Below are 21,846 nucleotides of genomic sequence, written 5' to 3' on the forward strand. Positions count from 1 at the left end.
AGAGAAGCTGCGCTTCGCCATCCGTGAAGGCGGCCGCACCGTCGGTGCCGGCATCGTCGTCACCATCAAAGAGTAATTTGGACTTAAACCGATCTGTCGCGGGCGCCGGAGTTGCCCGCGCCGCGCCAGAACAAGGAAGTGACGCATGAACGGACAGAATATCCGCATCCGCCTGAAGGCGTTTGATCACCGCGTGCTCGACGCCTCGACGAAGGAAATCGTGTCGACGGCCAAGCGCACCGGGGCAAACGTCCGCGGCCCCATTCCGCTGCCGACGCGGATCGAAAAGTTCACGGTCAACCGGTCGCCCCACGTCGACAAGAAGAGCCGCGAGCAGTTCGAGATGCGCACGCACAAGCGTCTGCTCGACATCGTCGATCCGACCCCACAGACGGTCGATGCTTTGATGAAGCTCGATCTGGCCGCCGGCGTCGACGTCGAGATCAAGCTCTAACGGAATGAGAGCGCGGTAAGGGGCGGTGCCCCTGGCCCGGAACTCTAAAGGAATTGAACCGATGCGTTCAGGTGTGATTGCAAAGAAGGTGGGAATGACCCGCATCTATAATGATGCCGGGGAACATGTTCCCGTCACCGTGCTCCAGATGGAGAACTGCCAGGTCGTGGCACAGCGCACGCAGGAGAAGAATGGCTACACCGCCGTTCAGCTCGGCGTTGGCCTCGCCAAGGTGAAGAACACGTCGAAGGCGATGCGCGGCCATTTCGCGACCGCCTCCGTCGAGCCGAAGGCGAAGGTCGCCGAGTTCCGCGTCTCCGCCGACAATATGATCGACGTCGGCGCTGAGATCACCGTCGACCATTTTGTCGCCGGCCAGAAGGTCGATGTGACGGGCACGACGATCGGCAAGGGTTTCCAGGGCGTCATCAAGCGCCACCACATGGGTGGTGGCCGTGCGACCCACGGTAACTCGGTCTCGCACCGTACACACGGCTCGACCGGTCAGCGCCAGGACCCGGGCAAGGTGTTCAAGGGCAAGCATATGGCTGGTCACATGGGCGACACCCGCGTGACGACACAGAATGTCGAGGTCGTTTCGACCGATGCCGACCGCGGCCTGATCCTGATCCGCGGTGCGGTTCCCGGATCGAAGGGCGCCTGGATCCTGGTCCGCGACGCGGCCAAGGTGGCACTGCCGGCCAATGCGCCGAAGCCCGCCGCGATCCGCGCCGTTGCGGCAGCTGCTAAGAACGAGGCTCCGGCCACAGAGGGAGCGGAATAATGGATCTCAAGATCACAACGCTCGGCGGCAAAGACGCCGGCAAGGTGGAACTTTCCGACGGAATTTTCGGCCTTGATCCGCGCGAGGACATTCTGCAGCGCGTCGTGCGCTGGCAACTTGCCAAGAAGCAGCAGGGCACGCACAAGGCCAAGGGCCGCGCCGAAATCGCGCGCACCGGTGCCAAGATGTACAAGCAGAAGGGTACGGGCCGCGCCCGTCACCACTCGGCACGCGCTCCGCAGTTCCGCGGCGGCGGCAAGGCCCACGGCCCGGTCGTTCGCAGCCATGAGCATGAACTGCCCAAGAAGGTTCGTGCGCTCGGCCTCAAGCATGCCCTTTCGGCCAAGGCCAAGAGCGCGTCGATCATCGTTATCGACGAGCTGAAGCTGACCGAGGCCAAGACCAAGGCGCTGATCGCGAATTTCGCGACGCTGGGCCTGACCAACGCCCTGGTGATTGGCGGCGCCGAGCTTGACAAGAACTTCAAGCTGGCAGCCACCAACATCCCCAACATCGACGTGCTGCCCATCCAGGGCATCAACGTCTACGACATTCTGCGCCGCGGCACGCTGGTCCTTTCGAAGGCCGCCGTCGAGGCTCTCGAGGAGCGCTTTAAATGACCGACCTTCGTCACTACGACGTGATCGTCTCGCCGGCGATCACTGAAAAGTCGACCATGGCCTCCGAGCAGAACCAGGTCGTCTTCAACGTCGCCAAGAAGGCGTCGAAGCCCGAAATCAAGGCCGCCGTCGAAGCGCTGTTCGGCGTCAAGGTGATGGCCGTGAACACGCTTGTCCGCAAGGGCAAGATCAAGCGCTTCCGCGGCACGATCGGCCGCCAGAGCGACGTCAAGAAGGCGATCGTGACGCTGGCCGACGGCCAGTCGATCGACGTCGCGACGGGTCTCTGAGCAAGGCCGCGAGGACAACAACAATGGCACTGAAAAAATTCAACCCGGTAACGCCGAGCACCCGCCAGCTGGTCATCGTCGACCGCTCGGGCCTCTACAAGGGCAAGCCCGTCAAGGGCCTGACCGAGGGTCTGACCAAGTCGGGCGGCCGCAACAACCACGGCCGTATCACCGCCCGCTTCATCGGTGGTGGCCACAAGCGTTCGTACCGCATCATCGACTTCAAGCGTCGCAAGTTCGACGTTGTCGGCACGGTCGAGCGCATTGAATACGATCCGAACCGCACCGCCTTCATCGCACTGATCAAGTATGATGATGGTGAGCTGTCCTACATCATCGCTCCGCAGCGTCTGGCTCCCGGCGACAAGATCGTGGCTGGCGAAGCGGTCGACGTGAAGCCGGGCAATGCGATGCCGCTGGCCTCGATGCCGGTCGGCACCATCGTCCACAACATCGAGTTGAAGCCGGGCAAGGGCGCCCAGGTCGCTCGTTCGGCAGGTGGCTACGGCCAGTTGGTCGGCCGTGACCAGGGCATGGCGATCCTGCGCCTCAACTCGGGCGAGCAGCGTGTCGTTCACGGCTCCTGCATGGCCACCGTCGGTGCCGTGTCCAATCCGGACCACGGCAACATCAACGACGGCAAGGCCGGCCGCACGGTTTGGCGTGGCAAGCGTCCGCACAATCGCGGCGTGACCATGAACCCGGTCGACCACCCGCATGGCGGTGGTGAAGGCCGCACCTCCGGTGGCCGTCATCCGGTCAGCCCGTGGGGCAAGCCGACCAAGGGCAAGAAGACGCGGTCCAACAAGGCGACCGACAAGTTCATCCTGCGCTCGCGCCATCAGCGCAAGAGCTAAGAAGAGGTAACGCCAAGTGACTCGTTCTATTTGGAAAGGCCCCTTCATCGACGGCTACCTTCTCAAGAAGGTGGATAAGGTTCGTGAAGGCGGTCGCAATGAGGTGATCAAGATGTGGAGCCGTCGCTCCACCATCCTGCCGCAGTTCGTCGGCCTCACCTTCGGTGTCTACAACGGCCAGAAGCATGTTCCCGTTTCGGTGAACGAGGACATGGTCGGTCACAAGTTCGGTGAATTCGCTCCGACCCGGACCTATTACGGTCACGGCGCGGATAAGAAGGCGAAGAGGAAATAATCATGGGCAAGGCCAAAGCTCCGCGCAGGCTTGCTGACAACGAAGCGCGCGCCGTGTTGCGCACGATCCGTATCAGCCCGCAGAAGCTGAACCTGGTTGCCGCGCTGATCCGCGGCAAGAAGGTCGCGACAGCGCTTTCCGATCTCGAATTCTCGGCCAAGCGGATTTCCGGCACGGTCAAGAAGACGTTGGAATCGGCAATCGCCAACGCGGAAAACAACCACGACCTCGATGTCGATGCGCTGGTGGTGGCGGAAGCCTATGTCGGCAAGTCGATCGTCATGAAGCGGTTCCACGCTCGTGGCCGTGGTCGCGCCAGCCGTATCGAGAAGCCGTTCTCGCACCTCACGATCGTCGTTCGTGAAGTCGAAGAAAAAGGGGAGGCCGCATAATGGGCCAGAAAGTCAATCCGATCGGTCTTCGCCTCGGCATCAACCGCACCTGGGATTCGCGCTGGTTCGCGAACACCGGCGAGTACGGCAAGCTGCTGCATGAGGACATCAAGATCCGCAAGTATCTTGAGAAGGAACTCAAGCAGGCCGCGATCTCGAAGGTCGTGATCGAGCGTCCGCACAAGAAGTGCCGCGTCACCATCCATGCCGCGCGCCCGGGTCTGATCATCGGCAAGAAGGGCGCCGACATCGAGAAGCTTCGCAAGAAGCTGATGGAGATGACGAAGTCCGAGACGCACCTCAACATCGTTGAAGTGCGCAAGCCGGAAATCGACGCGACCCTGGTCGCCCAGTCGATTGCCCAGCAGCTCGAGCGCCGTATCGCGTTCCGCCGCGCCATGAAGCGTGCCGTGCAGTCGGCCATGCGCCTCGGTGCCGAAGGCATCCGCATCAACTGCGCCGGCCGTCTTGGCGGCGCCGAGATCGCGCGCATGGAATGGTACCGTGAAGGTCGCGTGCCGCTGCATACGCTGCGCGCCGATGTCGACTACGGCACGGCCGAGGCGAACACGGCGTATGGCATCTGCGGCGTCAAGGTCTGGGTATTCAAGGGCGAGATCCTCGAGCACGATCCGATGGCTTCGGAACGTCGCGCGACCGAGGGTGATGCCGCGCATGGCGGTGGTGGTGATCGCGAACGCGGTCGTCGTCGCGAAAACGCCTGAGACATTTAGGAATTTGGAGTTAGAACGATGCTGCAGCCAAAGCGCACAAAGTTCCGCAAGCAGTTCAAGGGCCGTATCCATGGTACCGCAAAGGGCGGCACCAACCTGGATTTCGGTGGTTTCGGGCTGAAGGCGCTTGAGCCGAACCGCGTCACCGCGCGTGAGATCGAGGCGGCCCGCCGCGCGATCACTCGCGAAATGAAGCGTGCCGGCCGCGTCTGGATCCGCATTTTCCCGGACGTGCCGGTCACTTCGAAGCCGACCGAAGTCCGCATGGGCAAGGGCAAGGGCGCGGTCGATTACTGGGCGGCGCGCGTCAAGCCGGGCCGCATCATGTTCGAGATCGACGGCGTCAATGAAGAAACCGCCCGTGAGGCGCTGCGTCTCGGCGCGGCCAAGCTCTCGGTCAGGACGCGCTTCGTACAGCGCATCGCAGAATAAGGACGGGCTGATCATGAAAGCCGAAGACATCCGGACCAAGACCCAGGACCAGCTGACCGACGACCTGGCCAGCCTGAAGAAGGAGCAGTTCAACCTGCGCTTCCAGAAGGCCACCGGCCAGCTCGAGAAGACCGCGCGCGTGAGGCAGGTTCGCAAGGACATTGCGCGTATCAAGACCATCGCTGCGGAAAAGTCCGCGGCCAAGAAGGCTTAAGGACGAAAACCATGCCAAAGCGCATTCTGCAGGGCACCGTCGTCAGCGACAAGAACGAGAAGACGGTTGTCGTTAAGGTCGAACGGCGCTTCACGCATCCCGTGATGAAGAAGACCGTGCGCATGACCAAGAAGTACAAGGCGCACGACGAGAACAACGCCCACAAGGTCGGCGATCAGGTGTTCATCCAGGAATCGAAGCCGATTTCCAAGGATAAGCGCTGGATCGTCGTATCCTCGGATCAGGCGTAAACAAACGAATTTTGGACAGACCGGGGAGGGGCTTCGGGCCCATCCCGTTAGAAAAGAAGAAGGCGGCCAGTCATGATTCAGATGCAAACAAACCTCGACGTGGCGGATAATTCCGGCGCGCGTCGTGTCATGTGCATCAAGGTGCTGGGCGGCTCGAAGCGGAAATACGCTTCCGTGGGCGACATCATCGTGGTGTCGATCAAGGAAGCCATTCCGCGCGGCCGCGTTAAGAAGGGCGATGTGATGAAGGCGGTCGTGGTTCGCACGGCCAAGGACATCCGCCGCCCGGACGGCAGCGTGATCCGTTTCGACAAGAACGCGGCCGTTCTTGTCGACAACAAGAAAGAGCCGATCGGCACGCGTATCTTCGGACCGGTTCCGCGCGAACTTCGCGCCAAGAACCACATGAAGATCATCTCGCTCGCGCCTGAAGTGCTGTAAGGAGCCGGACCAATGCAAAAGATTAGAAAAGGCGACAAGGTCGTCGTGCTGGCTGGCAAGGACAAGGGCCGTTCGGGCGAAGTCCTCTCGGTTCAGCCGAAGGATGACACCGCGCTAGTGCGCGGCGTCAACATGATCCGTCGTCACCAGAAGCAGTCCCAGTCCCAAGAGGGCGGGATCATCACCAAGGAAGCGCCGATCCAGCTGTCGAACATCGCGCTGGCCGACCCGAAGGATGGCAAGCCGACCCGCGTCGGTTTCGTCTTCCAGAAGGACGGCAAGAAGGTGCGCGTCGCCAAGCGCTCGGGAGAAGTCATCAATGGCTAAGGCTCAAACCAAGCTGGCGACTGCCAACAACACGCCGCGCCTCAAGCAGGTCTACAACGAGACCATCCGCAAGGCGCTGCAGGAGCAGTTCGGCTACGACAACGAGATGCAGGTTCCGCGCCTCGACAAGATCGTGCTGAACATGGGTGTGGGCGAAGCGACCGCCGATTCGAAGAAGCCTTCGGTCGCGGCCGAGGACCTGGCGATGATCGCCGGCCAGAAGGCCGTCGTCACCCGCGCCCGCAATTCGATCGCGGGCTTCAAGGTTCGCGAGAAGATGCCGATCGGCGCCAAGGTCACGCTGCGCAAGGAACGCATGTACGAGTTCCTCGACCGCCTCGTGAACATCGCGCTGCCGCGCGTCCGCGACTTCCGCGGACTGAACCCCAAGAGCTTCGATGGCCGTGGCAACTACGCCATGGGCATCAAGGAGCACATCGTGTTCCCGGAGATCAACTACGACAAGGTTGATCAGATCTGGGGCATGGACGTCATCGTTTGTACGACTGCGAAGACGGACGACGAAGCCAGGGCTTTGCTCAAGGCTTTCAACTTCCCCTTCCGCCAGTAACGGCAGCGAGAAAAGGAAAAATCTGAAATGGCAAAGACCAGCTCAGTCGAGAAGAACAACAGGCGCCGCAAGCTTGCCGACCAGTACGGTCCCAAGCGCGCTGCGCTCAAGGCGATCATCATGGATCAATCCAAGCCGATGGAAGAGCGCTTCCGCGCTCAGCTCAAGCTTGCCGCCATGCCGCGCAACTCGGCCAAAATCCGCATCCGCAACCGCTGCGAAGTCACCGGCCGCCCGCGTGCCTACTATCGCAAGCTCAAAGTATCGCGCATCGCGCTTCGGGACCTCGGCAATAACGGCCAGATCCCGGGCCTGGTCAAGTCGAGCTGGTAAGGAGGACATAACATGTCATTGAGCGATCCTCTCGGCGATATGCTGACCCGCATCCGCAACGCCTATGGCCGCAAGAAGTCGAGTGTCTCGACGCCGGCCTCGCGTCTGCGCACCCGCGTCCTCGACGTGCTGAAGGCTGAAGGCTATATCCGCGATTACAGCCAGACCGATTTCGACAACGGCAAGTCCGAGATCGAAATCGAGCTGAAGTATTTCGACGGTGCCCCGGTCGTGCGCGAAATCGCCCGCGTTTCGAAGCCCGGCCGCCGCGTTTACGTCTCGGCCAAGTCGATCCCGCACGTTGCCAACGGCCTCGGCATTGCCATCCTTTCGACACCGAAGGGCGTGATGGCCGACCATGAAGCACGCGAACAGAACGTCGGCGGCGAGATCCTCTGCCAGATCTTCTGATCCGGCAGCTTACCGCACGTGGAATTCGGTCTTCGGATCGTTCCCGAAGACAGAGACCTGAAACAAGAGAAGTGACGAGGACAACCTGATGTCTCGTATTGGAAAGAAACCCGTTTCGCTGCCGCAGGGCGTGACCGCGACCGTCAATGGCCAGACCGTGACGGCGAAGGGCCCCAAGGGCGAGCTGAAGTTCGTGGTGAACGACGAAGTCCTGGTCAAGATGGAAGGCAGCGAAATCGCTGTCCAGCCTCGCGACCAGACCAAGACCGCCCGCTCTAAGTGGGGCATGTCGCGCACGCAGATCGTCAACATCCTGCAGGGCGTGAAGGACGGTTTCGAGAAGAAGCTCGAGATCACCGGCGTCGGCTATCGCGCCGCCTTGCAGGGCAAGAACCTGCAACTGGCCCTTGGCTTCAGCCATGATGTCGTCTACGAGACGCCGGCCGGCATCACGATCACCGTGCCGAAGCCGACCGAAATCACCGTGGCCGGCATCGACAAGCAGCAGGTCGGCCAGGTCGCAGCGGAAATCCGCGAATACCGCGGTCCCGAGCCCTACAAGGGCAAGGGCGTCCGCTACGCTGGCGAGAAGATCGTCCGCAAGGAAGGCAAGAAGAAGTAGTCGGCTTGGTCCTGAAAAGTTGCAGACTTTTCGGACAGGGACCAAGCCACGGAAGTTAACGCCGCGGGGAGCGGTCGCGGGAGGCGCTTCGCCTACCGCATATGGCGGCCCCTGTTTTTTGAAGGCAAGGAACTATCATGGCTATCAAGGAATCCATCCAGCGCCGCGCGCAGCGCGTGCGCCGTCAGATCAAGAAAGTCGCCGGCGAGCGTCCGCGTCTGTCGGTTCATCGCACGTCTAAGAACATCTACGTCCAGGTCATCGACGACGCCAAGGGCCACACCATTGCCGCCGCATCGACGCTCGAGAAGGATCTCAAGGGTTCGCTCAAGACCGGCGCTGACACTGCTGCCGCCGCTGCGATCGGCAAGCTGATCGCCGAGCGCGCCACCAAGGCTGGCGTGAAGGAAGTCGTCTTCGATCGCGGCGCCTACATCTATCACGGCCGCGTCAAGGCGCTGGCTGAAGCGGCCCGCGAAGGCGGTCTCAGCTTCTAAGCATGACCCGAAAAGTTGCAGACTTTTCGGATAAGATCATGCAAGGGAAGAAATAGTTTTCACCGTCGGCGACCCAAAGCGGCGCCGGCAATCAGCAACCCGTGCTTCCGGAAAAGAACAAGGAACAGGATATGGCACAGGAACGTAGGGATGGCGGCCGCGGCCGCGATCGTGAAGAACGCGATGACGGCATGGTGGACAAGCTTGTCCACATCAACCGCGTCGCCAAGGTCGTCAAGGGCGGCCGTCGCTTCGGTTTTGCCGCGCTCGTCGTCGTCGGCGACCAGAAGGGCCGCGTTGGCTTTGGTCACGGCAAGGCGCGCGAAGTGCCGGAAGCTATCCGCAAGGCAACCGAATCCGCAAAGCGCGACATGATCTTCGTGCCGTTGCGCTCGGGCCGCACGCTGCACCATGACGTCGAGGGACGTTGGGGCGCTGGCCGCGTTCTGCTGCGCGCTGCCAAGCAGGGTACTGGCATCATCGCCGGCGGCCCGATGCGCGCCGTCTTCGAGACGCTCGGCATGCACGACGTGGTTGCCAAGTCGATGGGTTCGTCGAACCCGTACAACATGGTTCGCGCCACCTTCGACGCGCTGAAGAGCCAGATGCATCCCAAGGATGTGGCTGCCGCGCGTGGCATCAAGTATTCGACCCTTCAGGCCCGCCGCGGCACCGCCGTTGCGGCTGAAGAATAGTCGATCTGACCAGGGATTTTGACCATGGCCAAGAAAGCAACCAAGACCATCACCGTTGAGCAGATCGGTTCGCCGATCCGCCGCCCGAAGGAACAGCGCGCAACGCTGGTCGGCCTCGGCCTCAACAAGATGCACAAGCAGCGCACGCTGGAAGATACGCCTTCCGTGCGCGGCATGATCGCTGCCGTCCAGCATCTCGTCCGCGTTGTGGACGAGGGCTGAGCAAGAGCGCAGGAGAACCCAGATGAAACTCAATGATCTGCGTGACAAGGACGGCGCGACGCACTCCAAGAAGCGTCTCGGCCGCGGCATCGGCTCCGGCTCGGGCAAGACCGCCGGTCGCGGCGTCAAGGGCCAGAAGGCGCGCTCCGGCGTTGCAGTCAACGGCTTCGAGGGTGGCCAGATGCCGCTCTACAGGCGTCTGCCGAAGCGTGGCTTCAACAACATCTTCGCCAAGAGCTTCACCGTCGTCTCGCTGGCCCGTATCCAGGAAGCCGTCGATGCCAAGAAACTTGACGTCAAGGCGACCGTGACGGCCGAGACGCTTGTCGCCGCCGGCGTCATCCGTCGCGTCAAGGATGGCGTGCGCGTGCTGTCCGATGGCGAACTCAAAGCCAAGCTCGCCTTCGACGTCGCCGGCGCCTCCAAGGCCGCGATCGAGAAGATCGAAAAGGCCGGCGGTTCGGTCAAGCTGCCGGAAAAGGCAGCCGCCGAGTAACGGCAATTTGAAGAGCGGTCGGCAAGAGTGGTATCCGTTTTTGCTTGAGATCGCGCTTTGACCTGCTCAATTTAGCGGCCGCGTCGACGCGGCCGCTTGCATGTTTACAGCCCGGAGCTTATCTCGTGAGCTTCGGTGAAACGCACCGCCTGACCTCACGGGCCATCAAGCGTTACCAAGCGGAGAATCAGGCATGGCTTCGGCTGCTGAACAACTAGCCTCGAATCTGAATTTCTCGGCCTTCGCCAAGGCGGAGGACCTTAAGAAACGCATCTGGTTCACCATCGGCGCGTTGCTCGTCTATCGTCTCGGCACCTACATCCCGCTTCCCGGCATCAATCCCGACGCTTTCGCCCAGGCCTTCTCCTCGCAGAGCAAGGGCGTGCTCGGCATGTTCAACATGTTCGCCGGCGGTGCCGTGCAGCGCATGGCGATCTTTGCACTCGGCATCATGCCCTACATCTCCGCTTCCATCATCATGCAGCTGATGACCTCGGTCATTCCCTCGCTGGAAGCGCTGAAGAAGGAAGGCGAGCAGGGCCGCAAGGTCATCAACCAGTACACGCGCTACGGCACCGTGCTCCTGGCGCTGGTGCAGGCCTATGGCATTTCGGTGGGACTGGAGAACGGCAACGGCATCGTCAGCGATCCCGGCATGTTCTTCCGCATCTCCACCGTCGTCACGCTGGTCGGCGGCACCATGTTCCTGATGTGGCTGGGCGAGCAGATCACCGCGCGCGGCATCGGCAACGGCATTTCGCTGATCATCTTCTCCGGCATCGTCGCCGGCTTGCCGCATGCCATTTCCGGCACACTGGAACTCGGCCGTACCGGCGCCCTGTCGACCGGCCTGATCCTGGCGATCATCGTGCTGGCCATCGTTGTCATAGCGCTTATCGTGTTCTTCGAGCGCGCCCAGCGCCGCCTGCTGATCCAGTATCCGAAGCGCCAGGTCGGGAACCGCATGTTCCAGGGCGATACCTCGCATCTGCCGCTTAAGCTCAACACCTCGGGCGTCATCCCGCCGATCTTCGCGTCGTCGCTGCTTCTGCTGCCGGCTACCGTCGCCGGCTTCTCGCAGACGACCAACATGCCGGCCTGGGCCAGCACCATCCTGGCCTCGCTTGGCCACGGCCAGCCGCTCTACATGGCATTCTATGCGGCGATGATCGTGTTCTTCGCCTTCTTCTACACAGCGATCGTGTTCAACCCGAAGGACACCGCCGACCAGCTCAAGAAGCATTCGGGCTTCATCCCTGGCTATCGTCCGGGCGAGCGCACCGCCGATTACATCGACTACGTTCTCACCCGCATCACCGTCGTCGGCGCCATCTATCTGGTGCTGGTGTGCCTGCTGCCGGAGTTCCTGATCTCGGCGACTGGCGTACCATTCTACCTCGGTGGCACATCGCTTCTGATCGTGGTCAGTGTCACGCTTGATACGGTTGCGCAGATTCAGGGTCACCTGATCGCGCACCAGTATGAAGGCCTGATCAAGAAGTCGAAGCTGCGCGGGGGGAAGAAAGCCAGATGAGGTTGATTTTGCTTGGGCCGCCAGGAGCGGGCAAGGGGACACAAGCACAAAGACTGGTAGAAAAACACGGCATACCCCAGCTCTCGACGGGTGATATGCTGCGTGCCGCCGTTCAGGCCGGTACCGAGGTCGGCAAGCGTGCCAAGGCGGTGATGGATGCCGGCGAGCTGGTGTCCGACGCCATCGTCAACGCCATCGTCGCCGAGCGTATCGATCAGGCTGACTGCGCCAAGGGTTTTATCCTCGACGGCTATCCGCGCACGCTGGTGCAGGCGGATGCGGTTGAATCGATGCTTTCAGAGCGTGGCATTGGTCTCGACACCGTCATCGAACTGGTTGTCGACGACAGGGCGCTGGTTGGTCGAATCGTCAAGCGCGCCGATGATGCAAAGGCCGCCGGCCAGCCGGTGCGCAAGGACGACAATCCCGCCGTGTTCGAAGAGCGGCTGCGGGAGTACTACAAGAAGACCGCTCCGCTGACCGGCTACTATTACGCCAAAGGCAAGCTCAAGACTGTGGACGGCATGGCCAGTATCGACGCGGTAACCGCCGAGATTGAAGCCGTGCTCGCGGCGGCCGAGAAGGCGCGGTAAGGGAATTTAAAGATTAAGCTTGACGGAGGCGACTTGCTGCGGTATGGCGGCCCGTCTTCCTATCAGATGCGCGCTTTGCCTGTCCGCAAGGGCAGGGCAGTCGCTTTGAACTGGAAACTCCCGCAAGGGCCGGCCTCCACCGGACGCGGGGCAATCTGAATAACGCCGGCTTGTCCGGCCCACATGGAGAAGAGAAGAACATGGCTCGTATAGCCGGCGTCAACATTCCGACCAACAAGCGCGTCGTCATCGCGCTTCAGTACATTCACGGCATTGGCAAGAAGTTCGCCCAGGAGATCGTCGACAAGGTCGGCATCCCGGCCGAGCGCCGCGTCAACCAGTTGACCGATGCGGAAGTGCTGCAGATCCGCGAGACCATCGACCGCGACTATCAGGTCGAAGGCGACCTGCGCCGCGAAGTGTCGATGAACATCAAGCGGCTCATGGACCTTGGCTGCTACCGCGGCCTGCGTCACCGCCGCTCGCTGCCGGTTCGCGGCCAGCGCACGCACACCAATGCACGTACCCGCAAGGGCCCGGCCAAGTCGATCGCCGGCAAGAAGAAGTAATAAGAGTGAGTGGTTGGTAGTGGGTGGTGAGGACGTCATCGCTACTCACTAATTCACTATTCACTTTTCCAGGTGGAGCCGCTGGCATTACGGCGGTGTAGAGATCAATTGAAAGGACTGTCATGGCCAAGGAAGCCGCTCGTGTTCGCCGTCGCGAACGCAAGAACATTTCGTCGGGCGTTGCCCACGTCAATTCGACCTTCAACAACACGATGATCACCATCACCGACGCGCAGGGCAATTCGATTGCCTGGTCGTCGGCCGGTGCCCAGGGCTTCAAGGGTTCGCGCAAGTCGACCCCGTTCGCCGCCCAGATGGCTGCCGAGGACGTTGCCAAGAAGGCCCAGGAACACGGCATGCGCATGCTCGAAGTCGAGGTCTGCGGACCGGGCTCCGGTCGTGAATCGGCGCTGCGCGCCCTGCAGGCGGCCGGCTTCACCATCACCTCGATCCGTGATGTGACGCCGATCCCGCACAATGGCTGCCGCCCGCGCAAGAAGCGTCGCGTCTAAGCAATTTATCGAACGCCGCGTGAGCGCCCAAGGGCGTTCCTCCACGGTATTCCAGGTCGCCCGCCACGATTGGATGGTGGCGGGTCAACGGAAGGAAAGCACCATGATCCAGAAAAATTGGCAGGAACTGATCAAGCCGAACAAGATCGAGTTCTCGTCGAAGAAGAAGACGCTGACCACGCTGGTCGCCGAGCCGCTCGAGCGTGGCTTTGGCCTGACGCTTGGCAACGCGCTGCGCCGCGTGCTTCTGTCTTCGCTGCGCGGGGCGGCCGTCACCGCCGTGCAGATCGACGGTGTTCTGCATGAATTCTCGTCCATCGCCGGCGTGCGCGAGGACGTGACCGACATCGTCCTGAACATCAAGGAAATCGCAATCCGCATGGAAGGCGATGGCCCCAAGCGCATGGTCGTTCGCAAGCAGGGCCCGGGTGCGGTTCTTGCCGGCGACATCCAGACGGTTGGCGACGTCGAGATCCTCAACCCCGACCACGTCATCTGCACGCTGGACGAAGGCGCTGAAATCCGCATGGAATTCACCGTCGACACCGGCAAGGGCTACGTGCCTGCCGAGCGCAACCGCGCCGAGGACGCGCCGATCGGCCTGATCCCGGTGGACAGCCTCTATTCGCCGGTGAAGAAGGTCTCCTACAAGGTCGAGAACACCCGCGAGGGCCAGGTTCTCGACTATGACAAGCTGACCATGACCATCGAGACCGACGGTTCGATCTCGGGCGAGGACGCGGTGGCTTTCGCCGCCCGCATCCTGCAGGACCAGCTTGGCCTGTTCGTCAACTTCGACGAGCCGCAGAAGGAAGTCGCCGCCGAAGCCGTCACCGAGCTCGCCTTCAACCCGGCGCTGCTCAAGAAGGTCGACGAACTCGAGCTTTCGGTGCGTTCGGCCAACTGCCTGAAGAACGACAACATCGTCTATATCGGCGATCTCATCCAGAAGACCGAAGCCGAGATGCTGCGCACCCCGAACTTCGGCCGCAAGTCGCTCAACGAGATCAAGGAAGTGTTGGCGGCGATGGGCCTGCACCTCGGCATGGAAGTGCCGGACTGGCCGCCGGAAAACATCGAAGACCTCGCCAAGCGTTACGAAGACCAATATTGAGCATGAATTCCAAGGATCGGCGGCGTGAGCCGCTCGATCCGACGGTCATGCGGAAAACCCTCGGAGGCCGTGGCCTCTTGAACAACTGAAGAAGGAAAAGAGCCATGCGCCACGGTTTCAAAGGCCGCCGCTTCGCCCGCAGCATAAGCCACCGCAAGTCGATGTTCGCCAATCTGGCGGTGTCGCTGCTCGAGCACGAGCAGATCGTCACCACCTTGCCGAAGGCGAAGGACCTGCGTCCGATCGTCGAGAAGCTGGTGACGCTCGGCAAGCGCGGCGACCTGCACGCGCGCCGCCAGGTGATCGCGCAGATCGGCAATGAGGGCGTCGTCAAGCGCCTGTTCGACACCATCGCCCCGCGCTATGCCACCCGCAACGGCGGCTATCTGCGCATCATGAAGGCCGGCTTCCGTCACGGCGACAATGCCGCGATGGCGGTCATCGAGTTCGTCGATCGCGACACCTCGGCCAAGGGCGCCGGCGATCGCGCCCGCATCGAAGCCGAAGCCACCGACGCGGATGCCGCGGCCGCATAAGGCTCGGTCTTTCCGAATTGAATTGAAGGGGCCTGCGGGCCCCTTTTTACGTCTGCCGATGTTTTACCGTCCGCTGGCAAGCGCCAGATACTGGCTTCCACTCAACAGCTTCCAATTGAATGCGCCCGGTACCTCTTCAGTCTTCGGGCTGGGGTAAGAATAGATACTGTCGAGGACGGCCCGGGAATCGATCTCCCTCATCGATTGCGACGTGGAGGACGCGCCCAAATACGCTTCGGTGTCCTGATCGCCGATGAAGTCAGTAGCCACATGAAAATGAATCTGAATCAGTCCGGCGCAGATATTCATCCCGATGTCATGGCCAGACGTAGCGTAGAAAACTTTAGCCTGATCTGGAAGCCAAAGGCCGGCCCCCAGGAACTCTGATGGCTTTGTCTTTCCGCTGAGCCCGTCTAGAGAAAGCGCAAAGCAATCGGTGAGAGTCTCCGACTGGCCTTTGAGATAACCGGCCTCTTCGATTTGAAACCAGTTCATCTGGTGCGGTGGCTCGATGTCAAAGGAAATTTCGAGCTTTCCGAACGTCCAATAGTCCGGGTCGGCATGCTCAGGCGTGCCGAGCACCTCGACAATCTCGGCCATTGTCATGTCGGGGCAGATCGGTCCCAAGCTGCCGGTCTTCAAAAAGTCACGGAATGACAGGAGTTGTTTTTTCATGTGGGCTGACGAGGTTTTCGGCTTCAGGTTCAGCTTTAGCTGCTTTTACTGCTTAAAATAATCGGGTTTCAGCGGCTTAGCCTTTCATTTTGCACATTCGTCGGGACAATGCGCCCGAACTCGCTTGGAGGATTCGCAATGCGCGCCAAAAGACTGTCCCTTGTTCTGCTCTGCGCCTTCATGGTGTTCGCAGCCGCACCGGCAGTTCGGCAGGCGCAGGCCGAAGACGTCGCCAAGCCCGCCGATCCAGGCCTCTCCGATGTGTTGACGGACTTGCTGCATGGCGTCGAAGGCGAGAATGCCACTTCAGGTCCGGACAAGCGCGTGCCTTTCGGCCGCGAGGAGGTCCAGCTTTCATTCGCGCCGCTGGTCAAGCAAACGGCACCCGCGGTGGTCAACGTCTATGCCTCGCAGACCGCCAAGGTGACATCGCCTTTCGAAGGCGATCCGTTCTTCGAGGAATTCTTCGGCCGTGCCCAGCCGCGTGCGCAGTCTTCGCTCGGCTCGGGCGTGCTCGTCGATCCGAGCGGTGTCATCGTCACCAATTTCCACGTCATCAAGGATGCCGACGAGGTCAAGGTAGCGACCGCCGACGGCCGCGAATTCACCAGCAAGGTGATGCTGAAGGACGAAACGCTCGATCTTGCCGTGCTCAAGATCGAGTCCGACAAGCCGTTCCCGGTCATCGCCATCGGGGATTCCGACGCGCTCGAGGTCGGCGACCTGGTGCTGGCCATCGGCAACCCGTTCGGTGTTGGCCAGACCACCACCAGCGGCATCGTTTCCGCGCTTGCCCGCAGCCATATCGGCGTTTCGGATTCGGGTTATTTCATCCAGACAGACGCCGCCATCAACCCCGGCAATTCCGGCGGCGCGCTGATCAACATGGGCGGCCAGCTGGTCGGCATCAACACCGCCATCTACAGCCGCAGCGGCGGCTCGATCGGCATCGGGTTCGCCATCCCCGCCAATATGGTGCGGGCTTTCGCCGATGCCGCCAAGGCCGGTCTCGATTTCTTCGAGCGGCCCTATATCGGCGCCGAATTCGAAGCGGTGACGCCGCAGATCGCCGAATCGCTGGGCATGGAAAAGCCGACCGGGGCGCTGGTCTCCTCGGTCGACGCGACGGGTCCCGCCGGCAAGGCAGGGCTGAAGCCGGGCGATGTCGTGCTGCAGATCAATGGCAAGCCGGTCGAGAGCATTGAGGCGCTCGACTACCGCATGGCGACGCTGTCGATCGGCACCAAGGCGAATTTCGCGATCCTGACCAAGGGCCAGCAAGCGGCGATGGACATTGCGCTGGAGCGCGCGCCGGAGGGGGCAAAAGCCTCGGAAGTGACGCTGCATGGCCGCAGCCCGTTCTCGGGCGCGAAGGTCTCGGAACTGTCGCCGCGGCTTGCCCAGAAGCTTGGCTTGCGTACCGACCTCAAGGGTGTGACGGTGATCGATATCAATCGCGATTCGCCGGCCGCCGATTTCGGCTTTCAGCCAGGCGACATCGTGCGCGAGGTCAACGGCACCACCATCGACACCGCCGCAGTGCTGGCGCAGGTAGCCCAGCAGGATACGCGCTGGTGGCGCTTTACCGTCGAGCGCGGCGGGCAGATACTGCGCCAGGTTTTGCGTTACTGAGTTCGACCCTGAAGGGATCGCGCTCCAAACTTGGAGCAGGTCGGCGTTTCACCAAAACGCCGACCTGCCCTATATCCTTGTTTTGACGCAATCCCGGACGGAAAACCGCTTCACACTTTTCCTGGAATTGCTCTGAGGAAGTGCATGGCCGATCTGTTCAGCGTTGACGAACCGGAAAAGGTGCCGCCCGGACGGCCGCTGGCCGACAGGCTGCGTCCGAGGAATCTTGGGGAGGTCGTTGGCCAGGAACATCTGACGGGACCCGATGGCGCGCTGACTCGGCTGATCGGCTCCGGTTCGCTGGGATCGATGATCTTCTGGGGTCCGCCAGGCACCGGCAAGACCACGGTGGCGAGGCTGCTTGCCGGCGAGACCAGCCTTGCATTCGAGCAGATATCGGCGGTCTTTTCCGGCGTCGCCGACCTGAAGAAAGTGTTCGAGGCGGCCAAGCTGCGCCGTGCCAACGGCCGCCAGACGTTGCTTTTCGTCGACGAGATTCATCGCTTCAACCGCGCCCAGCAGGATTCATTCCTCCCCGTCATGGAGGATGGAACGGTCGTGCTGGTGGGCGCCACCACCGAAAACCCGTCCTTCGAACTCAACGCGGCCTTGTTGTCGCGCGCGCGGGTCATGGTCTTTCATTCGCTGGGTGAGGACAGCATCGCCAAGCTGATGACGCGGGCGGAGGAGGCGGAGGGCAGGGCGCTGCCGCTTGACGATGAAGCGCGCACGATGCTCATTCGTATGAGCGATGGCGACGGACGCGCATCGCTGACACTGGCGGAAGAGGTCTGGCGCGCGGCCAAGGCTGGCGAGATATTCGATCCCGAAGGGCTTCAGCGCATCGTCCAGCGCCGTGCGCCGATCTACGACAAGGGCCAGGACGGCCATTACAACCTGATCTCGGCGCTGCACAAGTCGGTGCGCGGCTCGGATCCCGATGCCGCCCTCTACTATCTCGCGCGCATGTTCGATGCCGGGGAGGATCCGCTCTATCTCGGCCGCCGGCTGGTTCGCATGGCGATGGAGGACATCGGGCTGGCCGATCCGCAGGCCCTGGTCGTCGCCAACGCGGCCAAGGACGCCTATGACTATCTCGGCTCTCCGGAGGGCGAACTCGCCTTCGCCGAGGCCACCGTCTATCTCGCCACCGCGCCCAAATCCAATGCCGTTTACACTGCCTTCAAGGCTGCCACGCGGGCCGCCAAGGAACATGGCTCGCTGCTGCCGCCGAAGCACATTCTCAACGCGCCGACCAAGCTGATGAAGGAAGAGGATTACGGCGCCGGCTACCGCTACGACCATGATGAGCCAGATGCCTTTTCAGGCCAGGATTATTTTCCGGAAAAGATGGGCCGCCAGACCTTCTACGATCCGCCCGAGCGTGGTTTCGAGCGCGACATCAGGAAGCGGCTCGACTACTGGGCAAAGCTGCGCAAAGAGCGGGAATAGCCGACTTGCGGAGCTCGGTGGTCTTGTCGGTGCGAAACGAGGCCTCGCCCTGGGGGATTTCCACTTCGGTTCTCCTGCATGGGCTGCTCGCCGCCAGCGTCATGTTGATACCATCGCCGAAACGCCCGAGCCGGCCAGAGGAGGAGCGCGTGTCGGTCGCCATCCTGACGCCACGGCAATTCGAGGTTTCGACAAGGCCGCCCGCACCTCCCATCGAGGAGGCACCCCGCGCACCCATGCCCGAGGCACCGGCGCCTGCTCCAAGCGCTCCTCGATTTCCCGCCACGCCCGCCATGATCCGCCCAACGCGGATGCTGTCGGCCAAGACCCTTGCCGATCCGCGCAGCAAGCAGGCCCGCGCCGATCTCAAGACCTTCGCATCCGATGAGCGCATGGTGCAGCTTTGCAATCTGGAGGCCATGGACCAAATCCGCCAATGGCATGCGGATTTCCAGCCGGAGCGGGTGGTGCCCTACGCGACCGCGGAGGAGAAGATCACCGGCACGACGATCGCCGCTAATGGTGCGGCCTTTCGCAGCCGTAAAAACTGGTACAGTCTGAAGTTCAAATGCCAGCTCGCCAAGGACGGCGAAAGCGTTATTGGCTTTGAATTTCTAGTCGGCGATCCCGTGGCCAGGGACAAATGGGACGAGCTTGGCTTGCCGGCAGTGCATTGACGCCCGGCAAACTCCACCAGGCAACCAGCCGGGCCAGACACCATGGCCGTTGTGCGGTGACCCAAAAAACCTTATCAAGGCGCACGGTCGGGCGGTGGCCGTTGCCATGATTGGGCACCTCATTCGCAACAGGATCGCGCTTCGCGCGTGGAAAAATGACAAAAACCCTTCGCAAATCCCTTCGCAAATTCGCCATTGCCATCCCGCTTCTCGCCCTTGGTTTCTATTTCATCCCCATCCTGACGACGATCTTCATCGTCTGTGGTCTGATCGACGTGTTGCGCAACGACAGGAAGGATTTGGCGCTGTTCAGTGGCTACTTCCTTGGCAACGGGCTCTTCACCTGGTTGCTGTCGCCCTTCAACCTGCTGGTCGATCTCCTGTGCTACAGAAATCCGGGCGTGTGGAAGCTGGAGCAGTTTCCCGCCGACTACCAGCGTGAGGTCAATGAGGTCCTTGATATCTTCAAGGCGCGCAAAGATGAGATCATCGCCGACATCGACGCCAATTTCGGCGCCGGCCGGCGCGGCATGTATGTCTACCAGTGGTACGGCAAGCACAGGATCGACAACGTCGAGGAATTCAACAAGGATTTCAAATACATCAAGACAATTGCCGTTTCCGTCTTCAGCAAGCGCGAATCGACCTCCTGGCATTTCGGACCGCTGCGGCTCAGCCTGCGTATCCTCTACAATCTGATCCCGGTGAAAGCGGAGATTTTCGTCGAATGCGGCAACGTCAAGAACTACTGGTACGACAATCCGCAGTTCATTTTCGACGACACGCTGCTGCATCGCTCGGTCAACGAGTATGATGGCCGCCGCTACTGCGTGTTCATGGATATTATCAGGCCGTCCCCGGTGCCCCGCCTGATCGCTGGCATGCTTGCGGTCGTCTCGGTAAGCGTCGAGCGCATCAACTCGATGTTCTACAAGAACTGGAAGATGATTGGCTCGACAAAGCCAAAGAAGGTCGAAACCACCTAAGTTGAAGATCTGTCGATACTGCCGGCGGAGCCGGCAGTATCCTGAATGTGTCATGGCAGTGATTGCGCTACATGAGTTGGAAGCCCGGTTCTTTAGGTCGACTATCTCTGCCATCCCCCGAAGCTGCGTCACCTCGCTCAAGGGATTGACGCCGGCGTCCTCGCGGGGGCAGTAAAGTTCTATGTTCAATCTGCTTCTCGTAGCCGTCGGCGGCGGCATCGGCGCCGGCATCCGCCATCTGACCAGCATGGGCGCGCTGCGCCTTGTCGGTCCCAACTATCCCTGGGGCACGATGGCGATCAACATCTTCGGCTCGTTTGCGATGGGGCTGTTCATCGCCATCCTTGCGCGTCGCGGCGGGTCCAATGAGGTCAGGCTGTTCGTTGCCACCGGCATTCTCGGAGGCTTCACCACCTTCTCCGCCTTTTCGCTCGACTTCGCCGCCCTGTGGGAACGAGGCTCGACACTGCCGGCATTCGGATATGCGCTTGCCAGCGTCGTTGGCGCGATCATTGCCCTGTTTCTGGGACTTTGGCTCGCAAGAACCGTTTCATAATGTTATTGCCGCGCCAAGCGCAGGCCAAGAGCCCTGCTCGGGAAACGGATAAGCGAAGAAGACATGGCAGGCGTTGAACAGATCACTGTGGAGGCCGGCGAGGCGGGCATGCGGCTCGATCGCTGGTTCAAGACGCATTTCCCGGGCCTTGGCTTCGGCCATCTACAGAAGCTGCTGCGCTCCGGCCAGATCCGCGTCGATGGCGGCCGGGTCAAGGCCGACACCCGCGTCGAGCCGGGGCAGATGGTCCGCGTTCCGCCGCTCGAGGTGGACAAGAAGGGCGAGAGCGCGCTCACCGGCCACTCGATCCGCAACCAGGGCGACGCCGATGTGCTCGCCAAGATGCTGATCCACGAGGACCCAAAGGTCTTCGTCTTCAACAAGCCGGCGGGCCTCGCCGTTCAGGGCGGCTCCGGCGTTACCCGCAATGTCGACGACATGCTGGAAGCCTGGCGCAGCCAGAAAGGCGAGAAGCCGCGGCTGGTGCACCGGCTCGACCGCGACACGTCGGGCGTGCTGGTGGTGGCCCGCACCAGGCTGGCCGCGATGAAGCTTTCAGAGGCGTTCCGGGCGCGGGAAACCAAGAAGACCTACTGGGCGCTGGTCAAGGGCGTGCCGCCCAAGCGCGAGGACAAGATCTCGACCTGGCTGATCAAGGAGGCTACGCCGGACGGCGACCGCGTGCGCATTGCCGCGCATGGCGAAAAAGGCGCCGACCATGCCGTGTCCTATTATCGCATTATCGAGCAGGCGGCGCAGACCATGACCTGGCTGGAGATGGAACCTTATACCGGCCGCACACACCAGCTTCGCGTCCATGCCGCCCATATCGGCTGCCCGATCATCGGCGACCCGAAATACTTCGAGGCCGACACCAACTGGGATTTTCCTGGCGGCATTCAAAACCGCCTGCATCTGCACGCGCGCCGCATCATTATCCCGCACCCGGACAAGGGCGTCATCGACGTCACCGCTCCGATGCCGCCGCATATGCGCCAGAGCTGGAACCTGATCGGCTTCGACGACGCCAGCGCGGAGGACTAACCGTGAGCGGCGCCACCGATGCGCTCGA

Annotated in this window: 34 protein-coding genes and 1 pseudogene; 34 read left to right on the forward strand and 1 reads right to left on the reverse strand. The window is 61.6% G+C overall.

From position 1 onward, the window contains the following. The 28 genes and pseudogenes from LB524_RS23830 to rplQ all read left to right on the forward strand — a co-directional run. Nucleotides 1-76: pseudogene (locus LB524_RS23830) on the forward strand (elongation factor Tu); the annotation flags it as partial. Nucleotides 77-145: 69 nt separating this feature from the next. Further along, the gene (rpsJ, locus tag LB524_RS23835; RefSeq protein ID WP_010909272.1) at nucleotides 146-454 is read left to right on the forward strand and encodes a 30S ribosomal protein S10; all 309 of its coding nucleotides are present in this window, start codon (nucleotides 146-148) and stop codon (nucleotides 452-454) included. Nucleotides 455-515: 61 nt separating this feature from the next. Next, complete coding sequence (gene rplC / locus LB524_RS23840) at nucleotides 516-1,238, forward strand: 50S ribosomal protein L3 (protein WP_015317985.1); 723 nt, start codon at nucleotides 516-518, stop codon at nucleotides 1,236-1,238. Further along, nucleotides 1,238-1,858, forward strand: a complete 621-nt coding sequence (gene rplD, locus LB524_RS23845) for a 50S ribosomal protein L4 (RefSeq protein WP_027145573.1) — start codon at nucleotides 1,238-1,240, stop codon at nucleotides 1,856-1,858. Before rplC ends, rplD begins: the two co-directional genes overlap by 1 nt. Continuing rightward, nucleotides 1,855-2,148 (forward strand): 50S ribosomal protein L23, encoded by a 294-nt coding sequence (locus LB524_RS23850; protein WP_010909275.1) that lies wholly within the window; start codon nucleotides 1,855-1,857, stop codon nucleotides 2,146-2,148. The genes rplD and LB524_RS23850 overlap by 4 nt, the downstream gene beginning before the upstream one ends. Nucleotides 2,149-2,171: 23 nt before the next feature. Then, nucleotides 2,172-3,005 carry a 50S ribosomal protein L2 gene (gene rplB / locus LB524_RS23855; RefSeq protein ID WP_015317983.1) on the forward strand — a complete coding sequence of 278 codons (834 nt, stop codon included), beginning with the start codon at nucleotides 2,172-2,174 and terminating at the stop codon, nucleotides 3,003-3,005. Nucleotides 3,006-3,021: 16 nt separating this feature from the next. After that, nucleotides 3,022-3,300, forward strand: a complete 279-nt coding sequence (gene rpsS / locus LB524_RS23860) for a 30S ribosomal protein S19 (protein ID WP_015317982.1) — start codon at nucleotides 3,022-3,024, stop codon at nucleotides 3,298-3,300. A gap of 2 nt (nucleotides 3,301-3,302) precedes the next feature. After that, complete coding sequence (rplV, locus tag LB524_RS23865) at nucleotides 3,303-3,692, forward strand: 50S ribosomal protein L22 (RefSeq protein WP_010909277.1); 390 nt, start codon at nucleotides 3,303-3,305, stop codon at nucleotides 3,690-3,692. Then, nucleotides 3,692-4,417, forward strand: coding sequence for a 30S ribosomal protein S3 (gene rpsC, locus LB524_RS23870; protein ID WP_013895697.1), 726 nt, complete (start codon nucleotides 3,692-3,694; stop codon nucleotides 4,415-4,417). The genes rplV and rpsC overlap by 1 nt, the downstream gene beginning before the upstream one ends. Before the next feature lie 27 nt (nucleotides 4,418-4,444). Beyond that, complete coding sequence (rplP, locus tag LB524_RS23875; RefSeq protein WP_006205460.1) at nucleotides 4,445-4,858, forward strand: 50S ribosomal protein L16; 414 nt, start codon at nucleotides 4,445-4,447, stop codon at nucleotides 4,856-4,858. A gap of 13 nt (nucleotides 4,859-4,871) precedes the next feature. Next, nucleotides 4,872-5,072, forward strand: coding sequence for a 50S ribosomal protein L29 (gene rpmC, locus LB524_RS23880; RefSeq protein ID WP_006205459.1), 201 nt, complete (start codon nucleotides 4,872-4,874; stop codon nucleotides 5,070-5,072). A gap of 11 nt (nucleotides 5,073-5,083) precedes the next feature. Next, nucleotides 5,084-5,323, forward strand: coding sequence for a 30S ribosomal protein S17 (gene rpsQ / locus LB524_RS23885; RefSeq protein WP_010909280.1), 240 nt, complete (start codon nucleotides 5,084-5,086; stop codon nucleotides 5,321-5,323). Nucleotides 5,324-5,395: 72 nt separating this feature from the next. Further along, nucleotides 5,396-5,764, forward strand: coding sequence for a 50S ribosomal protein L14 (gene rplN / locus LB524_RS23890; protein WP_006205457.1), 369 nt, complete (start codon nucleotides 5,396-5,398; stop codon nucleotides 5,762-5,764). Nucleotides 5,765-5,776: 12 nt separating this feature from the next. Next, nucleotides 5,777-6,091 carry a 50S ribosomal protein L24 gene (rplX, locus tag LB524_RS23895; RefSeq protein WP_015317981.1) on the forward strand — a complete coding sequence of 105 codons (315 nt, stop codon included), beginning with the start codon at nucleotides 5,777-5,779 and terminating at the stop codon, nucleotides 6,089-6,091. Continuing rightward, complete coding sequence (gene rplE / locus LB524_RS23900) at nucleotides 6,084-6,662, forward strand: 50S ribosomal protein L5 (protein WP_224530737.1); 579 nt, start codon at nucleotides 6,084-6,086, stop codon at nucleotides 6,660-6,662. The genes rplX and rplE overlap by 8 nt, the downstream gene beginning before the upstream one ends. A gap of 27 nt (nucleotides 6,663-6,689) precedes the next feature. Beyond that, a complete protein-coding gene (gene rpsN, locus LB524_RS23905; RefSeq protein ID WP_013895695.1) occupies nucleotides 6,690-6,995 on the forward strand; it encodes a 30S ribosomal protein S14 in 306 nt (101 codons plus the stop codon). A gap of 12 nt (nucleotides 6,996-7,007) precedes the next feature. Next, nucleotides 7,008-7,406 carry a 30S ribosomal protein S8 gene (rpsH, locus tag LB524_RS23910; protein WP_006205453.1) on the forward strand — a complete coding sequence of 133 codons (399 nt, stop codon included), beginning with the start codon at nucleotides 7,008-7,010 and terminating at the stop codon, nucleotides 7,404-7,406. 88 nt (nucleotides 7,407-7,494) lie between these two features. After that, on the forward strand, nucleotides 7,495-8,028 hold the full coding sequence (rplF, locus tag LB524_RS23915) for a 50S ribosomal protein L6 (RefSeq protein ID WP_013895694.1): 534 nt from the start codon (nucleotides 7,495-7,497) through the stop codon (nucleotides 8,026-8,028). A gap of 137 nt (nucleotides 8,029-8,165) precedes the next feature. Beyond that, entirely contained in the window at nucleotides 8,166-8,525 is a 360-nt protein-coding gene (gene rplR / locus LB524_RS23920; protein WP_015317978.1) for a 50S ribosomal protein L18, read from the forward strand. 131 nt (nucleotides 8,526-8,656) lie between these two features. Next, entirely contained in the window at nucleotides 8,657-9,220 is a 564-nt protein-coding gene (gene rpsE, locus LB524_RS23925) for a 30S ribosomal protein S5 (protein WP_006333394.1), read from the forward strand. A gap of 24 nt (nucleotides 9,221-9,244) precedes the next feature. Continuing rightward, nucleotides 9,245-9,442 (forward strand): 50S ribosomal protein L30, encoded by a 198-nt coding sequence (gene rpmD, locus LB524_RS23930; RefSeq protein WP_006205449.1) that lies wholly within the window; start codon nucleotides 9,245-9,247, stop codon nucleotides 9,440-9,442. Between the two features lie 22 nt (nucleotides 9,443-9,464). Continuing rightward, on the forward strand, nucleotides 9,465-9,938 hold the full coding sequence (rplO, locus tag LB524_RS23935) for a 50S ribosomal protein L15 (RefSeq protein ID WP_224530741.1): 474 nt from the start codon (nucleotides 9,465-9,467) through the stop codon (nucleotides 9,936-9,938). A gap of 193 nt (nucleotides 9,939-10,131) precedes the next feature. Then, nucleotides 10,132-11,472: a preprotein translocase subunit SecY gene (gene secY, locus LB524_RS23940; protein WP_015317976.1), complete on the forward strand. Its 1,341-nt coding sequence runs from the start codon at nucleotides 10,132-10,134 to the stop codon at nucleotides 11,470-11,472. Further along, nucleotides 11,469-12,065, forward strand: a complete 597-nt coding sequence (locus tag LB524_RS23945) for an adenylate kinase (protein WP_015317975.1) — start codon at nucleotides 11,469-11,471, stop codon at nucleotides 12,063-12,065. Before secY ends, LB524_RS23945 begins: the two co-directional genes overlap by 4 nt. A gap of 200 nt (nucleotides 12,066-12,265) precedes the next feature. Then, the gene (gene rpsM, locus LB524_RS23950) at nucleotides 12,266-12,634 is read left to right on the forward strand and encodes a 30S ribosomal protein S13 (protein WP_006205445.1); all 369 of its coding nucleotides are present in this window, start codon (nucleotides 12,266-12,268) and stop codon (nucleotides 12,632-12,634) included. A 122-nt stretch (nucleotides 12,635-12,756) separates the two neighbouring features. After that, a complete protein-coding gene (gene rpsK / locus LB524_RS23955; protein WP_006205444.1) occupies nucleotides 12,757-13,146 on the forward strand; it encodes a 30S ribosomal protein S11 in 390 nt (129 codons plus the stop codon). A 103-nt stretch (nucleotides 13,147-13,249) separates the two neighbouring features. Beyond that, nucleotides 13,250-14,260 (forward strand): DNA-directed RNA polymerase subunit alpha, encoded by a 1,011-nt coding sequence (locus LB524_RS23960; RefSeq protein ID WP_006205443.1) that lies wholly within the window; start codon nucleotides 13,250-13,252, stop codon nucleotides 14,258-14,260. 104 nt (nucleotides 14,261-14,364) lie between these two features. Next, entirely contained in the window at nucleotides 14,365-14,796 is a 432-nt protein-coding gene (gene rplQ / locus LB524_RS23965) for a 50S ribosomal protein L17 (RefSeq protein ID WP_015317974.1), read from the forward strand. Nucleotides 14,797-14,859: 63 nt separating this feature from the next. Here rplQ and LB524_RS23970 read toward each other — a convergent pair whose 3' ends face one another. Further along, complete coding sequence (locus LB524_RS23970) at nucleotides 14,860-15,471, reverse strand: hypothetical protein (RefSeq protein ID WP_224530742.1); 612 nt, start codon at nucleotides 15,469-15,471, stop codon at nucleotides 14,860-14,862. Between the two features lie 138 nt (nucleotides 15,472-15,609). Between LB524_RS23970 and LB524_RS23975 the strand changes: the two genes are divergently transcribed. From LB524_RS23975 to LB524_RS24000, 6 genes are all read left to right on the forward strand, one after another. Further along, nucleotides 15,610-17,103 (forward strand): DegQ family serine endoprotease, encoded by a 1,494-nt coding sequence (locus tag LB524_RS23975; protein ID WP_224530743.1) that lies wholly within the window; start codon nucleotides 15,610-15,612, stop codon nucleotides 17,101-17,103. Nucleotides 17,104-17,247: 144 nt separating this feature from the next. Next, nucleotides 17,248-18,555: a replication-associated recombination protein A gene (locus tag LB524_RS23980; protein ID WP_224530744.1), complete on the forward strand. Its 1,308-nt coding sequence runs from the start codon at nucleotides 17,248-17,250 to the stop codon at nucleotides 18,553-18,555. Between the two features lie 311 nt (nucleotides 18,556-18,866). Beyond that, nucleotides 18,867-19,232, forward strand: coding sequence for a DUF930 domain-containing protein (locus LB524_RS23985; protein WP_224530745.1), 366 nt, complete (start codon nucleotides 18,867-18,869; stop codon nucleotides 19,230-19,232). A 155-nt stretch (nucleotides 19,233-19,387) separates the two neighbouring features. Beyond that, a complete protein-coding gene (locus LB524_RS23990; RefSeq protein ID WP_140619545.1) occupies nucleotides 19,388-20,218 on the forward strand; it encodes an aspartyl/asparaginyl beta-hydroxylase domain-containing protein in 831 nt (276 codons plus the stop codon). A 181-nt stretch (nucleotides 20,219-20,399) separates the two neighbouring features. After that, nucleotides 20,400-20,774: a fluoride efflux transporter CrcB gene (gene crcB, locus LB524_RS23995; protein ID WP_141907139.1), complete on the forward strand. Its 375-nt coding sequence runs from the start codon at nucleotides 20,400-20,402 to the stop codon at nucleotides 20,772-20,774. Between the two features lie 63 nt (nucleotides 20,775-20,837). Beyond that, the gene (locus tag LB524_RS24000; protein ID WP_015317967.1) at nucleotides 20,838-21,818 is read left to right on the forward strand and encodes an RluA family pseudouridine synthase; all 981 of its coding nucleotides are present in this window, start codon (nucleotides 20,838-20,840) and stop codon (nucleotides 21,816-21,818) included. Nucleotides 21,819-21,846: the final 28 nt, after the last annotated feature.

It is taken from the genome of Mesorhizobium sp. ESP6-5, from assembly GCF_020164695.1.
Classification (GTDB): Bacteria; Pseudomonadota; Alphaproteobacteria; order Rhizobiales; family Rhizobiaceae; genus Mesorhizobium; species Mesorhizobium australicum.

Coding starts and splice junctions, on each gene's coding strand:
- rpsJ (WP_010909272.1), top strand. CDS start 146: ATGAACGGACAGAATATCCGCATCCGCCTGAAGGCGTTTGATCACCGC.
- rplC (WP_015317985.1), top strand. CDS start 516: ATGCGTTCAGGTGTGATTGCAAAGAAGGTGGGAATGACCCGCATCTAT.
- rplD (WP_027145573.1), top strand. CDS start 1,238: ATGGATCTCAAGATCACAACGCTCGGCGGCAAAGACGCCGGCAAGGTG.
- LB524_RS23850 (WP_010909275.1), top strand. CDS start 1,855: ATGACCGACCTTCGTCACTACGACGTGATCGTCTCGCCGGCGATCACT.
- rplB (WP_015317983.1), top strand. CDS start 2,172: ATGGCACTGAAAAAATTCAACCCGGTAACGCCGAGCACCCGCCAGCTG.
- rplV (WP_010909277.1), top strand. CDS start 3,303: ATGGGCAAGGCCAAAGCTCCGCGCAGGCTTGCTGACAACGAAGCGCGC.
- rpsC (WP_013895697.1), top strand. CDS start 3,692: ATGGGCCAGAAAGTCAATCCGATCGGTCTTCGCCTCGGCATCAACCGC.
- rplP (WP_006205460.1), top strand. CDS start 4,445: ATGCTGCAGCCAAAGCGCACAAAGTTCCGCAAGCAGTTCAAGGGCCGT.
- rpmC (WP_006205459.1), top strand. CDS start 4,872: ATGAAAGCCGAAGACATCCGGACCAAGACCCAGGACCAGCTGACCGAC.
- rpsQ (WP_010909280.1), top strand. CDS start 5,084: ATGCCAAAGCGCATTCTGCAGGGCACCGTCGTCAGCGACAAGAACGAG.
- rplN (WP_006205457.1), top strand. CDS start 5,396: ATGATTCAGATGCAAACAAACCTCGACGTGGCGGATAATTCCGGCGCG.
- rplX (WP_015317981.1), top strand. CDS start 5,777: ATGCAAAAGATTAGAAAAGGCGACAAGGTCGTCGTGCTGGCTGGCAAG.
- rplE (WP_224530737.1), top strand. CDS start 6,084: ATGGCTAAGGCTCAAACCAAGCTGGCGACTGCCAACAACACGCCGCGC.
- rpsN (WP_013895695.1), top strand. CDS start 6,690: ATGGCAAAGACCAGCTCAGTCGAGAAGAACAACAGGCGCCGCAAGCTT.
- rpsH (WP_006205453.1), top strand. CDS start 7,008: ATGTCATTGAGCGATCCTCTCGGCGATATGCTGACCCGCATCCGCAAC.
- rplF (WP_013895694.1), top strand. CDS start 7,495: ATGTCTCGTATTGGAAAGAAACCCGTTTCGCTGCCGCAGGGCGTGACC.
- rplR (WP_015317978.1), top strand. CDS start 8,166: ATGGCTATCAAGGAATCCATCCAGCGCCGCGCGCAGCGCGTGCGCCGT.
- rpsE (WP_006333394.1), top strand. CDS start 8,657: ATGGCACAGGAACGTAGGGATGGCGGCCGCGGCCGCGATCGTGAAGAA.
- rpmD (WP_006205449.1), top strand. CDS start 9,245: ATGGCCAAGAAAGCAACCAAGACCATCACCGTTGAGCAGATCGGTTCG.
- rplO (WP_224530741.1), top strand. CDS start 9,465: ATGAAACTCAATGATCTGCGTGACAAGGACGGCGCGACGCACTCCAAG.
- secY (WP_015317976.1), top strand. CDS start 10,132: ATGGCTTCGGCTGCTGAACAACTAGCCTCGAATCTGAATTTCTCGGCC.
- LB524_RS23945 (WP_015317975.1), top strand. CDS start 11,469: ATGAGGTTGATTTTGCTTGGGCCGCCAGGAGCGGGCAAGGGGACACAA.
- rpsM (WP_006205445.1), top strand. CDS start 12,266: ATGGCTCGTATAGCCGGCGTCAACATTCCGACCAACAAGCGCGTCGTC.
- rpsK (WP_006205444.1), top strand. CDS start 12,757: ATGGCCAAGGAAGCCGCTCGTGTTCGCCGTCGCGAACGCAAGAACATT.
- LB524_RS23960 (WP_006205443.1), top strand. CDS start 13,250: ATGATCCAGAAAAATTGGCAGGAACTGATCAAGCCGAACAAGATCGAG.
- rplQ (WP_015317974.1), top strand. CDS start 14,365: ATGCGCCACGGTTTCAAAGGCCGCCGCTTCGCCCGCAGCATAAGCCAC.
- LB524_RS23970 (WP_224530742.1), bottom strand. CDS start 15,471: ATGAAAAAACAACTCCTGTCATTCCGTGACTTTTTGAAGACCGGCAGC.
- LB524_RS23975 (WP_224530743.1), top strand. CDS start 15,610: ATGCGCGCCAAAAGACTGTCCCTTGTTCTGCTCTGCGCCTTCATGGTG.
- LB524_RS23980 (WP_224530744.1), top strand. CDS start 17,248: ATGGCCGATCTGTTCAGCGTTGACGAACCGGAAAAGGTGCCGCCCGGA.
- LB524_RS23985 (WP_224530745.1), top strand. CDS start 18,867: ATGCTGTCGGCCAAGACCCTTGCCGATCCGCGCAGCAAGCAGGCCCGC.
- LB524_RS23990 (WP_140619545.1), top strand. CDS start 19,388: ATGACAAAAACCCTTCGCAAATCCCTTCGCAAATTCGCCATTGCCATC.
- crcB (WP_141907139.1), top strand. CDS start 20,400: ATGTTCAATCTGCTTCTCGTAGCCGTCGGCGGCGGCATCGGCGCCGGC.
- LB524_RS24000 (WP_015317967.1), top strand. CDS start 20,838: ATGGCAGGCGTTGAACAGATCACTGTGGAGGCCGGCGAGGCGGGCATG.